The sequence below is a fragment of the Bradyrhizobium manausense genome (genome assembly GCF_018129685.1).
In the GTDB taxonomy this organism is placed as follows: domain Bacteria; phylum Pseudomonadota; class Alphaproteobacteria; order Rhizobiales; family Xanthobacteraceae; genus Bradyrhizobium; species Bradyrhizobium manausense_D.
The window spans coordinates 114,508-127,144 of sequence record NZ_JAFCLG010000016.1 but is presented as its reverse complement, the minus strand read 5'-3'; the positions used below and the strand labels follow the sequence as shown (position 1 = coordinate 127,144).

The 12,637-nt window shown below is 64.9% G+C and carries 14 protein-coding genes; 11 read left to right on the top strand and 3 right to left on the bottom strand.

Translation table 11 applies throughout. The annotated features are described in order from the left end of the window. Nucleotides 1-79: 79 nt before the first annotated feature. Nucleotides 80-1,819: a methyl-accepting chemotaxis protein gene (locus JQ621_RS27680; RefSeq protein ID WP_212239237.1), complete on the bottom strand. Its 1,740-nt coding sequence runs from the start codon at nt 1,817-1,819 to the stop codon at nt 80-82. A 207-nt stretch (nt 1,820-2,026) separates the two neighbouring features. Between JQ621_RS27680 and JQ621_RS27675 the strand changes: the two genes are divergently transcribed. From JQ621_RS27675 to JQ621_RS27645, 7 genes are all read left to right on the top strand, one after another. After that, a complete protein-coding gene (locus JQ621_RS27675; protein ID WP_212239236.1) occupies nt 2,027-2,773 on the top strand; it encodes a YebC/PmpR family DNA-binding transcriptional regulator in 747 nt (248 codons plus the stop codon). Between the two features lie 80 nt (nt 2,774-2,853). Beyond that, complete coding sequence (gene ruvC / locus JQ621_RS27670; protein WP_212239235.1) at nt 2,854-3,381, top strand: crossover junction endodeoxyribonuclease RuvC; 528 nt, start codon at nt 2,854-2,856, stop codon at nt 3,379-3,381. Next, on the top strand, nt 3,378-3,995 hold the full coding sequence (gene ruvA, locus JQ621_RS27665) for a Holliday junction branch migration protein RuvA (protein WP_212239234.1): 618 nt from the start codon (nt 3,378-3,380) through the stop codon (nt 3,993-3,995). The genes ruvC and ruvA overlap by 4 nt, the downstream gene beginning before the upstream one ends. Nucleotides 3,996-4,051: 56 nt before the next feature. Further along, complete coding sequence (gene ruvB / locus JQ621_RS27660) at nt 4,052-5,086, top strand: Holliday junction branch migration DNA helicase RuvB (RefSeq protein ID WP_212239256.1); 1,035 nt, start codon at nt 4,052-4,054, stop codon at nt 5,084-5,086. Between the two features lie 130 nt (nt 5,087-5,216). Further along, nucleotides 5,217-6,134 carry a metallophosphoesterase gene (locus JQ621_RS27655; RefSeq protein ID WP_212239233.1) on the top strand — a complete coding sequence of 306 codons (918 nt, stop codon included), beginning with the start codon at nt 5,217-5,219 and terminating at the stop codon, nt 6,132-6,134. Nucleotides 6,135-6,203: 69 nt separating this feature from the next. Further along, nucleotides 6,204-6,653 carry a tol-pal system-associated acyl-CoA thioesterase gene (ybgC, locus tag JQ621_RS27650; RefSeq protein WP_194466161.1) on the top strand — a complete coding sequence of 150 codons (450 nt, stop codon included), beginning with the start codon at nt 6,204-6,206 and terminating at the stop codon, nt 6,651-6,653. 77 nt (nt 6,654-6,730) lie between these two features. Further along, nucleotides 6,731-7,198, top strand: coding sequence for a nuclear transport factor 2 family protein (locus tag JQ621_RS27645; RefSeq protein WP_212239232.1), 468 nt, complete (start codon nt 6,731-6,733; stop codon nt 7,196-7,198). A 159-nt stretch (nt 7,199-7,357) separates the two neighbouring features. Here the strand turns inward: JQ621_RS27645 and JQ621_RS27640 are convergent, their stop codons facing one another. Both JQ621_RS27640 and JQ621_RS27635 read right to left on the bottom strand, forming a co-directional pair. After that, a complete protein-coding gene (locus tag JQ621_RS27640) occupies nt 7,358-8,062 on the bottom strand; it encodes a type 1 glutamine amidotransferase (RefSeq protein WP_212239231.1) in 705 nt (234 codons plus the stop codon). A 12-nt stretch (nt 8,063-8,074) separates the two neighbouring features. Further along, nucleotides 8,075-9,016, bottom strand: a complete 942-nt coding sequence (locus JQ621_RS27635; RefSeq protein ID WP_212239224.1) for a LysR family transcriptional regulator — start codon at nt 9,014-9,016, stop codon at nt 8,075-8,077. Nucleotides 9,017-9,167: 151 nt separating this feature from the next. Between JQ621_RS27635 and JQ621_RS27630 the strand changes: the two genes are divergently transcribed. Genes JQ621_RS27630 through JQ621_RS27615 form a run of 4 tightly spaced genes read left to right on the top strand, consistent with a single transcriptional unit; the run spans nt 9,168 to nt 12,621 of the window. After that, nucleotides 9,168-10,124 (top strand): N-carbamoyl-D-amino-acid hydrolase, encoded by a 957-nt coding sequence (locus tag JQ621_RS27630; RefSeq protein WP_212239223.1) that lies wholly within the window; start codon nt 9,168-9,170, stop codon nt 10,122-10,124. 54 nt (nt 10,125-10,178) lie between these two features. Continuing rightward, nucleotides 10,179-11,006 (top strand): ABC transporter substrate-binding protein, encoded by an 828-nt coding sequence (locus tag JQ621_RS27625; RefSeq protein WP_212239221.1) that lies wholly within the window; start codon nt 10,179-10,181, stop codon nt 11,004-11,006. After that, nucleotides 11,003-11,860, top strand: a complete 858-nt coding sequence (locus tag JQ621_RS27620) for an amino acid ABC transporter permease (RefSeq protein WP_212239219.1) — start codon at nt 11,003-11,005, stop codon at nt 11,858-11,860. Before JQ621_RS27625 ends, JQ621_RS27620 begins: the two co-directional genes overlap by 4 nt. Next, nucleotides 11,857-12,621, top strand: a complete 765-nt coding sequence (locus tag JQ621_RS27615; protein ID WP_212239217.1) for an amino acid ABC transporter ATP-binding protein — start codon at nt 11,857-11,859, stop codon at nt 12,619-12,621. Before JQ621_RS27620 ends, JQ621_RS27615 begins: the two co-directional genes overlap by 4 nt. The last annotated feature ends 16 nt before the right edge of the window (nt 12,622-12,637 follow it).

Genomic DNA, 12,637 nt, shown 5'->3' with positions numbered 1-12,637 from the left:
CGACAAGCGCGCAGACATCTTCCTGTCTGCAATCCTGTTGGCAGCCGCAGTCTCATGGTGGACTAATTGAGTCCGGACCCTAGAGCTTGTAGGCCGTGCGAAATCCGCCCCAGTGCCGGCCCTGCACGCGGATCGGGACGTCGATCTCGCGCATCATCACCGTGTTGCCGTTGCCCATGTCGCGCGCATAGCTCTGGATCAGGTACGATCGCTGGTTGTGCGCGGCGGCGAGCCCCGCCGGATCGTTGAAGATGCGGCGGTTGCGGCAATTGGCCGTGTTCCAGGCGGGATCGCCCGGCCGCTGCGGATGCGAATAGATCTTGTTGTGCACCGGCAGGAAGCCGTTGCGGTCGACCATGGCGCAGAACGCCATGCGCGGTTCCCTGGCGAGGAAGGTTTCCTGGAATGCCGGCAGCGTCCGGTCGGCCCAGTCAAGATATTTCGTGCGGTATTGCTGCGGATTGGTGCCTGATATCTCGACGTAATCCGTATCGAACAGGTCGTCGATCTTGACCTCGCCGCGGGCGACGGCCTGCTCGAAGAGTCTTGTCAGCGCGGTTCCCGCCTCCATCGCACGGGTGACGAACTCGGTGTTCTCCTCGTGGATCGACCAGAGCTTGTCTTCGATCTTTTCGCGCAGCTCGGCATTGGGACTGACGAATTGCGTGCGGGCACCGGCCTTGGACTGCTCGATGACGCGCAAGCGGCAGGCGCCGACGTCTTCGAGGGTCCCGTCGATGATGCCCTGCGGCGCGAGGCGGCCCGCTTCCGCACCGCCGATCAGCACGCCGTCCATCGCGATCTCGTAGACCGGCAGAACGCCGCGCGCGCTTTCGAATTTGACATGGCAGGGCAGCCGTTCGGTCTTGCGGCGGTCGTCGTGCTCGCTCTGGCGCAGCAGCACCGCGCAGCGCGATTTCAGTTTCTGGGCGAAGGTCGTCACGGCCTTGCCGGCGCTGGCGACGTTCTCGCCATGGGTCTCCGCCGCCTTGGTCGCGGCATCGATCTCGGCCGCGCTCTCGCCGACCGAGACGATGAATTGCGATGCGCTGCTGGCATTGCCGGAGACTTCGTTGGTGGTGGCGTTCTGCTCGGCCACCGCGCCGTTGACGGTGTCGAACACGGGGCGGATTGCCTCGATCGCCTGCGAGATGCGATGCACCGCATTCACGGAGCCGGCAGCGTCGCGCTGGAGCGCGTCGATCTTCTTGGAGATCTCTTCCGTCGCGCTCTGGGTCTGCACCGCCAGCGCCTTCACTTCGGTGGCGACGACGGCGAAGCCCTTGCCGGCGGCGCCCGCGCGCGCGGCTTCGATGGTGGAGTTGAGCGCGAGCAGCGTGGTCTGCCGCGCGATCTGGGCGATCAGATTGACGACATTGCCGATCGCCGCGGAGGATTCGCGCAGGCGGTCGACATTGGCGCGCGCTTCCTCGGCCGCGGCGCTGGCCTCGTCGGCGAGCTTGCCGGCCTCGCGGACCTGCGCGCCGATTCCGTGCGCGGATTGGGTGAACTTGTCGGCGGCATGGGCAAAGCTCGAGGCATTGGACTGCGCGGCATTGGTCCGTCCGGTCAGCGCATCGGTGCGCCGACGGATATCGGCAAGCGTCACGGCCGTCGCCTCGGCTCCGCCCGCCACCGAATTGGCGGCGCGCTCGAGCTGGCGGATCATGGCGCCGAGCTCGAGTTCCAGCAGTTCCAGGATTTCGCGGGCTGAATCGACCTCGGCGGCCGGAGGCAAGGCTGCCGGCTGCGCAGCCTGCGGAGCTGCCGCTGGTGCGGGCGCATCCGGCCGGCGCTTCCGAAATAGTGCGAAGGCCATTGGGTCTACTCTTGTCCGGAGATGAGCGGACGTTATTTTCGCAAGTCGGAATGAAATCAGAGTTAACGGTGCCTGACTTCTGGGCACGATCCTCTACGATATTACCTTAAAGTATGAGAGGCTCTTTCATTCCGGTGGGTTGGCGGCCTATAAGGCCGCGCTTCCCCACTCTCACCTTTGGCGCACGATTCCTAGAGAACATCACGCATGGCCGGACATTCCCAATTCAAGAACATCATGCACCGCAAGGGGCGGCAGGATGCGCAGAAGTCGAAGCTGTTCGGCAAGCTGGCCCGCGAAATCACCGTCGCGGCCAAGCTCGGTACCCCCGACCCCGCCATGAATCCCCGCCTGCGCGCCGCCGTGATCGCCGCGCGGCAGGAGAACATGCCGAAGGACAATATCGAACGTGCCATCAAGAAGGCGCTCGGCAGCGACGGCGAGAATTATGACGAGATCCGCTACGAGGGCTACGGCCCCGGCGGCGTTGCCGTCATCGTCGAGGCGCTGACCGACAACCGCAACCGCGCCGCCTCCGACATCCGCTCCTTCTTCACCAAATCCGGCGGCAATCTCGGCGAAACCGGCTCGGTGTCCTTCATGTTCGATCGCACCGGCATCATCGAATACGACCGCAGCGTCGCCGATGACGACGCCGTGCTCGATGCGGCGATCGAGGCCGGCGCCGACGACGTCGTCTCGGGTGAAGGCGGCCACGAGATCTACGCCTCGACCGAAAGCTATCGCGACGTCGCCAAGGCGCTGGAAGCCAAGTTCGGCGAGCCACGCAAGGCCGCGCTGATCTGGAAGCCGCAGAACACGGTCGCGGTCGACGACGAGACCGGCGAGAAGCTCTTGAAGCTGATGGACCTGCTCAACGAGCACGACGACGTCCAGAACGTTTACGCCAATTTCGAGATTTCGGACGCGCTGGTCGCGAAGATGGGCGGGTAGGGCGAGGGGCCCCCCTTTCCCCGGGGGACTTCTGTTCTGTTTCTGTTTCGCTATCATGGGCCAACCGCTATCACTGGCTCATGACCGCGCTCCCGATTCGCCAACCCGTTCGCATCATCGGCATCGACCCCGGCCTGCGCCGTACCGGCTGGGGCGTGATCGAGGCTGACGGCAACCGCCTGATCTACGTCGCCTGCGGTTCTGTGGAACCGCCGGACGATTTGCCGCTGGCGAGCCGGCTGCTGGCGATCCATGAAGGGCTCGCCGCCATTCTCTCCAATCACCGGCCGATGGAAGCCGCGGTCGAGCAGACCTTCGTGAACAAGGACGGCGTCGCGACGCTGAAGCTCGGCCAGGCCCGCGGTGTCGCCATGCTGGCGCCCGCGATGTTCGGTATCTCCGTCGCCGAATACGCGCCCAACCAGGTGAAGAAGACGGTGGTCGGCGCGGGCCATGCCGACAAGCAGCAGATCGCGATGATGCTGAAGATATTGTTGCCCAAGGCCGAGCCGCCGTCGGCGGATGCCGCCGACGCGCTCGCCATCGCCATCACCCATGCCCATCATCGCCAGAGCGCGGCGCTCAGGCTGAAGGTGGTGGGACTATGATCGGCAAGCTCAAGGGGCTGATCGATTCCTACGGCGAGGATTATGTGATCCTCGACGTCGGCGGCGTCGGTTACCAGGTGCACTGCTCTTCCCGCACCTTGCAGCACTTGCCCTCGCCGGGTGAGGCGGCCGTCTTGTCGATCGAGACCTACGTCCGGGAGGATCAGATCAAGCTATTCGGCTTCCGCACCGACCAGGAGCGCGAATGGTTTCGTCTGCTCCAGACCGTGCAGGGCGTGGGAGCAAAAGTCGCGCTCGCCGTGCTCGGCACGCTGGCGCCTGCCGATCTCGCCAACGCGATTGCCTTGCGCGACAAGGCCGCTGTCGCGCGCACGCCCGGCGTCGGGCCCAAGGTCGCCGAGCGCATCGTCACCGAATTGAAGGACAAGGCGCCGGCCTTCGCCAATGTCGATCCCGCCGTCGTGCATCTTGCCGGCGCCGTCGACGACCAGCGCGCACCGCGGCCGGTTGCGGACGCGATCTCTGCGTTGGTCAATCTCGGCTACGGTCAGCCGCAGGCCGCCGCGGCGATCGCATCAGCCTCGCGCAGTGCGGGTGAGAATGCCGAGACGGCGCAGCTCATTCGCCTCGGCCTGAAGGAGCTCGCGAAGTGAGCGATCCCAAGGCTGATCCCAAGGCTGGTCCAAAGGCTGATCCAAAGGCCAATCGCATGGTCTCGCCGGAGCGCCGCAGCGACGATGTTGGCGATACCGCGCTGCGTCCGCAATCGCTATCGGACTTCGTCGGCCAGCAGCAGGCGCGCAAGAATCTCTCGATCTTCATCGAGGCGGCGCGCAAGCGCGGCGAGGCGCTCGATCACGTGCTGTTCGTCGGTCCGCCCGGCCTCGGCAAGACCACGCTGGCGCAGATCGTGGCCAAGGAGCTCGGCGTCGGCTTTCGTGCCACGTCGGGGCCTGTGATCGCCAAGGCCGGCGATCTCGCCGCGCTCTTGACCAATCTCGAAGAGCGCGATGTGCTCTTCATCGACGAAATCCATCGCCTGAGCCCTGCGGTCGAGGAGGTGCTCTATCCCGCGATGGAGGACTTTCAGCTCGACCTCATCATCGGCGAGGGCCCTGCGGCGCGCTCGGTCAAGATCGAGCTGTCGAAGTTCACCCTCGTCGGCGCCACCACGCGTGCCGGCCTGCTGACCAATCCCCTGCGCGACCGCTTCGGTATTCCGGTTCGCCTCAATTTCTATACGATCGAGGAGCTGGAGAGCATCGTCACGCGCGGCGCACGCGTGCTCAACGTCGGCATGAGCGCGGATGGCGCCAACGAGATCGCGCGCCGGGCCCGCGGCACGCCGCGCATCGCTGGCCGCCTGCTCCGCCGCGTGCGCGATTTCGCCTCGGCCGCCGATGCCGACAAGATTGATCGCAAGATCGCCGACCATGCGCTCAGTGCGCTCGAAGTCGATGCCGCCGGCCTCGACGCCATGGACCGCCGCTATCTCACGACGATTGCGACCAACTATGGCGGCGGTCCGGTCGGCGTCGAGACGATGGCGGCGGCTCTATCAGAGCCGCGCGATGCGATCGAGGACATCATCGAGCCATATCTCATCCAGTGCGGCTATCTCCAGCGCACCCCGCGCGGCCGGCTGCTCACCTCCCACGCCTTCCGCCATCTCGGCATCGCCGAGCCCTCGCGCGATGCTGCGGCCCAGTTCGGTCTGTTCGGCACGGATGAGAGCGACGAGTGAACTGCGCCATCGTCAATTGTTCTGGCCGTCATGAACTTTCGGTAACCTCCGTGCAGATGAACTGCACAAGCGCACCCCAATTCCGCTCGATTCAGGCCGCATCACGGAAGCGCATCAGAAGCGGGCTTGCATGATTTCTCGGCGTCATCTCATCCGTTCCGTCGGCGGCCTGTCCGCGCTCGGTGTCTCGACGGCCGCCTATGGTGTCGGTGTCGAGCCGGAGCTGCGGCCACGCGTCACCCGCTATCATCCGACCCCGCCGCAATGGCCCGCGGACTTTCCGCTGAAGATCGCTGTCATCGCCGATATCCACGCCTGCGATCCCTGGATGTCGCTGGAACGCATCGAGGCCATCGTCGACCAGGCCAATGCGCTCAAGCCCGACATGATCGCGCTGCTCGGCGATTACGTCGCCGGTCATCATCATGTCACGCGGATCATTCCGGCCGGTGAGTGGGCGAGGGTGCTGAACGGCCTGAAGGCGCCGCTCGGTGTTCATGCCGTCATGGGCAATCATGACTATTGGGACGACAGGGGCGTGCAGCGGGCCGGGCAGGGAACGACGGTTGCCCATCGCGCGCTGGAGACGGCCGGCATTCCCGTCTACGAGAACGACGTCGTGCGTCTGACCAGGAATGGCCGCTCGTTCTGGCTCGCCGGTCTCGGTGATCAGCTCGCTTTTGCGCCGGCGCTGCGCTATGGCCTCGCAAGGAGTTTCGGTGCCGACGATCTCAGTGCGACGCTCGCCAAGATCACCGATGACGCGCCGATCATCCTCCTCGCGCATGAGCCCTATATCGCGACGCGCGTGCCCGCGCGCGTGGCGCTGCAATTGTCCGGTCACACCCATGGCGGCCAGGTGCGCCTGTTCGGTTGGTCGCCGGCGCTTCCGCCGCAGCGTGGCGTTCCGCTCGTCTATGGCCATCTGCGGCTGAATTGCGACGTCATCATCTCCGGCGGCCTTGGTTGCAGCATCGTGCCGGTCCGTGTCGGCGTACCACCGGAGATCGTCGAAGTGAATTTGGGCCGAGCGCCGGTGGTCGTGTAGTGTAAGCTTGCGCAATGGTCCGTTTTTGCGCAAAACGGACCTGTAGCGACAGGCGAAGAGGCTCGCGACGTGACAGCTCACCTCGACGGCGAGATCCGCGACGGCCGCCACCACATGCAGGTCCGCGTCTATTACGAGGACACGGATTTTTCCGGCATCGTCTATCACGCCAATTATCTGCGCTACATGGAGCGCGGGCGCACCAATCATCTGCGGCTGATGGGCGCCGAGCAGCAGGCGCTGTTCGACCAGCCCGAGACCGAAGGCGCCGGCTTTGCGTTCGTCGTGCGCTCGATGCATCTGGATTTCCTCAAGCCGGCACGGATGGACGACGTGCTCGATGTCGTGACCTGGCCGGTGGCGGTGAAGGGCGCGTCCATCATGCTGGCGCAGGAGGTGCGGCGCGGTGAGGATGTGCTGGTCAAGGCCGAGGTGCGCGTCGCCTTCATCAGCGGCGGCCGGGCGCAACCGATCCCGAAGTCGATCCGCACGCTGATGAAGGCCGATCTGATTTCGTGATCGGCCGATAGGCGATGGCCTATCGACTCCACCACTCGCGGCGATAGATTGCGGCCCTGCAAACCGATGAGGCTATCATGTCGCGCCCACCGCTTCCGCCCTTCACCCGAGAGACTGCCGCGCAAAAGGCGCGCATGGCCGAGGACGCCTGGAATTCGCGCGATCCGGTGCGTGTCTCGCTCGCCTATACCGAGGACAGCCGATGGCGCAATCGCTCGGAAGTGTTCCAGGGCCGCGAGGCCATCGTGACGTTCCTCACCCGCAAATGGGAGAAGGAGCAGGACTACCGCCTGATCAAGGACCTCTGGGCCTTTGATCAAAACCGCATCGCGGTACGCTTCCAGTATGAATGGCACGATGCAAGCGGGCAGTGGTATCGCTCCTACGGCAACGAGCAGTGGGAGTTCGACGAGCACGGCCTGATGCGGCGGCGCGAGGCGTCAATCAACGACATCATGATCGCGGAGAAGGACCGTCGCTTTCACTGGGCGGCACCAGGGCCGCGGCCGGCGGATGTGCCGGGGTTGGGGACGGATCCGTTCTGAGTTGCTTCCTCTCGCTCTCCCCGTTCTTACGGGGAGAGCGTTGGGGTGAGGGGCTATCTCGGTGAATTCGGTGACAGTTGGACTCGTGGAGAGTCCCCCTCACCCGGATTGCATCCTCGATGCAATCCGACCTCTCCCCGCAAGCGGGGCGAGGTGAACTCAGCGCCTTGCCAAGAACCGCGTAATCGCGCCGCCCAGTTTCGCATGGTCCAGCGGCTGCGCCAGCGAATCTTTTGCCGCCGCCACCACATCCTCCGGGACCTTGCCGTCGCGCAGCTCGCAGCATATTTGCGCAAATTCCACGTCGAACTCCGGGTGCGGCTGCACCGTCAGCGTCGCGCCGTTGGCGTAGAGCAGGCCGGCATGCGGCGTGAATTCCGACGACAGGATCGTCAGCGCATCGTCGGGCGCTTCGATCACCTGGTCCTGATGTGAACAGGCGATCGCGACTTCGTCGCCGTCGACGACTCCGTTCTCCGGCAGCACCTGATAGACGTGCCGGCCGATGCCCCAGCCCTTCTCCGACTTGCGCACGGTGCCGCCGAGCGCCTGCGCAATCAGCTGATGGCCGAAGCAGACGCCGACCATCGGCGTCTTGTTGGCGTAGGCGGTACGCACGAAGTTCTCGAGCGGTGCGATCCAGTCGAGCCCGTCATAGACGCCGGCGGCAGCACCGGTGATCAGGACGGCTTCGAGCTTGCTCGGATCGGGCAGCGTGTCGCCATTCGGAATGCTGACGACGTCGACTGTCGCAGTTGGATCCTCGGCGCGGACCATCCGCTCGAACATGTCCGGAAACGAGCCGTGCCGCTCGCGATATCTTGGCGGGACTTGTCCTGTCTCGATGATGGTGATGCGTGCCATGTTCCCCTCAGGTCAAAGCTTGCGACGCTCAGTCGCTTTTGCCCCATCTTGCTGGTGCGGCGCTGTGCCTTCCAGGAGCGCGCTCTCCTTGCGGATCTCGCCGAGAAAGGCCTTGGCCAGACGCGACAGCGGTTCCGCTTCCGACCATAGCATGTAGGCGACCGCGTGCGTCGTTGGCGTAAACGGCCGCACGACGAGGCCGTGCCCGCCGTTCTGTCGCGGCGAGAAGGGATCGACCACGGCGGCGCCGACGCCGGCGCTCGCGAGCACACAGGCCGTGTTGCAATAGCGCACCTCGACCGTCGGCTGGAACGGCGCGCCCGCGCGGGCAAAGCTGTCGCGTACGGCTTCTCCAAGCCGGGTGCCGCGCTCGAGCCCGATAAAGGGGAGGCCAGAGAGATCCGTGGCCGAGATCACCGGCCTGTCGGCCAGCGGATGCTGCGGGGGCAGCACGCAGACCATCTCACCGGTGTGCACCACCTCATGCGCGATGCCGGGATGATGCGTCAGCCCCAGTGCAAAGCCGAGTTCGGCGACGCGGCTGAGCACGCCCTCGATGATGCCCTCGTAGCGCCGCACGTCGAAGAATACGCGCGTCTCCGGCCGCCGGTGCAGGAAGGCCGATAGCGCTGAGGGAATGATGCTGTAGGCGAGCGGCGGCGTTGCCACGATGGAGAGGTGCCCGGAGCGGTTCTCGCGCAGGTCGCGGACCCGGTTCTCGAGCTTGGCATGCAGCGCAAAGATCGCCTCGCTTTCCTTGTAGAGCGCCATCGCCTCCACGGTGGGAAACAGCCTGTTGTTGACGCGCTCGAACAGCGCGAAGCCCGCCTGCGCCTCCATCGTCTTCAGTGCATTGCTGACCGCGGGCTGCGACAGGGCCAGCTCGTCGGCCGCCGCCACCGTGGTGCGGTGGCGGATGACGGCACGCAGAATCTCAAGCTGACGCAGGTTCATATCACTGACTGTTATACTCTGGGCCAAAACATCATAGCACGATGAATTGCTTTTGCAGCTTGGCTTGCGCCTAATGACGGCGGATTTGCACGCTGGATCAAGGGGTTCATTCGCCCATTGAGGCAGCACTGCGCACATATTGGAGGCAGTCTTGGTTCGTGTCCTTCGCGCCGCCGCAGCCCAGATGGGACCGACGCAAAAAGCCGATAAGCGCGAGCATACGCTGGCGCGGATGCTGGCCTTGCTGGAGGACGCGGCGAGCCGCGGCGCCACTCTCGTCGTGTTTCCCGAGCTTGCCTTCACCACCTTCTTTCCGCGCTGGCTCTTGGAGGGCGACGCGCTCGACCAGTATTTCGAGCGCGGCATGCCGAACCCGGCCGTGGCAAAGCTGTTCGATCGTGCGCGCGCGCTGCGCGTCGGGTTCTATGTCGGCTATGCCGAACTGACGCCGGAGGGGCGTCGCTACAATTGCGCCATTCTGGTCGATCGCGATGGCGAGATTCTCGGCCGCTATCGCAAGGTGCATCTGCCGGGCTCGGTCGAGCCGCGGGAGGGCGCGCGTTACCAGCAGCTCGAGAAGCGTTATTTCGAATATGGCGATCTCGGCTTTCCTGCGTTCCGCGCCGGCTCGGCCTGGGCCCATGCCATCATGGGCATGATGATCTGCAACGATCGCCGCTGGCCGGAGTCCTGGCGCGTGCTCGGCCTGCAGGGCGTCGAGCTCGTCTGCATCGGCTACAATTCGGCCGCCTATGATCCCAATGGCGGCACCACCGAAGATGCCTCCTTGCGGACCTTCCATTCGACGCTGGTGACGCAGGCCAACGCCTACATGAACGCGACCTGGGCGATCTCGGTCGCCAAGGCTGGCGACGAGGACGGCTCGGGCCTGATCGGCGGCTCCTGCATCGTCGATCCCAATGGCTGCATCGTCGCACAGGCCGCGACCCTGACGGATGAGGTCATCGTCGCGGATATCGATCTCGATCTCTGCCGCCAGGGCAAGGACAAGATGTTCAATTTCGCCGCCCATCGGCGGCCCGAGCAATACAGGGTGATCACCGAGCGCGCCGGCGTCATCGAGCCGGCCGTACTCGACGCGGACTGACGTTGGCACGGCGCTGGCAACGGATCGTCGAAGGAAGAGATCGAAGGAGCTGACATGACACGCCTCTCGTATTTCCTGGCCCCTATGGCACTCGCGGCCGCGACGTCGGTGCAAGCGGCGGAGCTTCCGGCGGAGATCAAACAGGCGGGCACGCTGAAGCTCACCGTCAACTCGACCTACGCGCCGATGGAATATCGCGATACCGCCAGCAACGAACTGGTCGGGCTCGATATCGACCTTGCGAATGAGCTCGCCAAGCGGCTCGGTGGTCTCAAGATCGTCTGGAGCGAGACGCCCTTCGCCGAGCTGATCCCGTCGCTCCAGACCAAGCGCGCCGATTTCATCATCTCCGGCATCTCGGACCGTGCCTCTCGGCGCGAGACTGCAGATTTCGTCGACTACCTTGCGACCGGACCGCAGTTCTTTGCAATGGCGGAGAGCGAGGCGAAGGTCGCGACCGATCTCTGTGGCAAGAAAGTCGGTACCACCCGCAGCACCAGCTTCCCGGCCGAGATCGAGAAGTGGAGCAAGCAGAATTGCGAGGCAGCCGGCAAGCCGGCCATTCAATATGTGCCGGGCGAGAACTCGATCGACGTCCGCAACCAGCTCAAGCAGGGCCGCATCGACGCCGCCGTGCAGGGCAGCGAGACGCTGCCCTATGCGCAGACGCAGGAGCCCGGCAAATACCGGGTCATCGGCGCGCAGTTGACCATCGGCTATCAGGGCATCATGTTCCGCAAGGACGATGCCGCGCTCCGCGAGGTCGTGACGGAGAAGCTTGCCGCGATGATCGCTGACGGGTCCTACAAGGCTGTTCTCGACAAATGGGGCCTGGGCGCCAATGCGGTCACCCAGCCCATGCTGAACGCGGCACCGCAATGAGGCCGGCGCCGGTCCTCGCGGAGGGTTTCCCTGATTTGTCGGGGATGCGGCTCGCGCGCGAGCCGCACTGGTTTCGCTGGTTCGGTGCGGCCCTGATCGTCCTGGTGCTGGCGGCGATCGCGCGGGCGTTCGCCAATGGCCAGATCGAATGGTCCTATGTCAGCCGCTTCATCACGGCCAAGGTGATCCTCGAAGGCATCGTCAACACCATGGTGATGGCGGTGCTGGCGATGGCGCTCGGCATTTTTCTCGGCGTTGTCGTTGCGATCATGCGGCTGTCGCCCAATCCGGTGTTGAAGACCGTCGCGGCCGGCTACACCTGGCTGTTCCGCGGCACGCCGCTGATCCTGCAATTGCTGCTGTGGTTCAACCTCGCGCTGGTGTTTCCGACCATCGGCATTCCCGGCCTGTGGAGTGCGCGCGCCGTCGACGTGATGACGCCGTTCCTCGCCGCGCTGCTCGGGCTTGGCATCAACCAGGGCGCCTACACCTCCGAGGTGATGCGCGCCGGTATGCTGTCGGTCGATATCGGGCAATATGAAGCGGCGCAGGCCATCGGCATGGGGCGGCTGCGGGCGCTGCGCCGGATCATCCTGCCCCAGGCGATGCGCGTCGTGATCCCCCCGCTCGGCAACGAGTTTATCGGCATGGTGAAGGCGACCTCGCTTGCGAGCGTGATCCAATACCCGGAAGTGCTGCACAACGCCGAGAACATCTATTACGCCAATTCGCGCGTGATCGAGCTCCTGATCGTCGCCGGGCTCTGGTATCTGCTGGTCGTCTCGATCCTGACACCGCTCCAGATGTTGCTCGAACACCGCTTTGCCCGCGGCACATTGCGGCTCGCGCGATGACAAAACCCCTCGTCGCCATTCGCTCCGTCAGCAAGAGTTTCGGGGAGTTCCAGGCTCTCAAAAGCGTCTCGCTCGACGTCTGGCCCGGCGAGGTGATGTGCCTGATCGGCGCCTCGGGTTCAGGCAAGACCACATTGCTCCGCTGCATCAACCAACTCGCAATCATCGATAGCGGCGGTATCTGGCTCGACGGCGAATTGCTCGGCGTGCGCGAGCAGGGTGGACGACTGCATCGCCTCGGCGAACGCGAGATCGGGCGGCAGCGGCTGAAGACCGGTATGGTGTTCCAGCGCTTCAACCTGTTTCCGCACAAGACGGCGCTGGAGAACGTCACCGAGGGCCCTCTCCAGGTGCAGGGCCGGAAGGTCGACGAGGTGCGCGCCGAGGCGCTGGAGCTGCTCCGGCGTGTGGGCCTGTCGGCGAAAGCGGATTCGTATCCCGCGCAGCTTTCAGGTGGCCAGCAGCAGCGTGTTGCGATTGCGCGCGCGCTCGCGATGAAGCCGATGCTGATGCTGTTCGACGAGCCGACCAGCGCGCTCGATCCCGAACTCGTCGGCGAGGTGCTGGCGGTCATGAAGGAATTGGCCAGGAGCGGCATGACCATGATGGTGGTGACCCACGAGCTCGGCTTCGCCCGCGAGGTCGCCGACCGCGTCGTCTACATGGACCAGGGCGCGATCGTCGAGCAGGGCCGCGCCTGCGAAGTCTTGGGCGCGCCGCGCGAGGAGCGCACAAAGGCATTTCTTTCGGCGGTGATCTGAAATGGGGGGCGTGTTG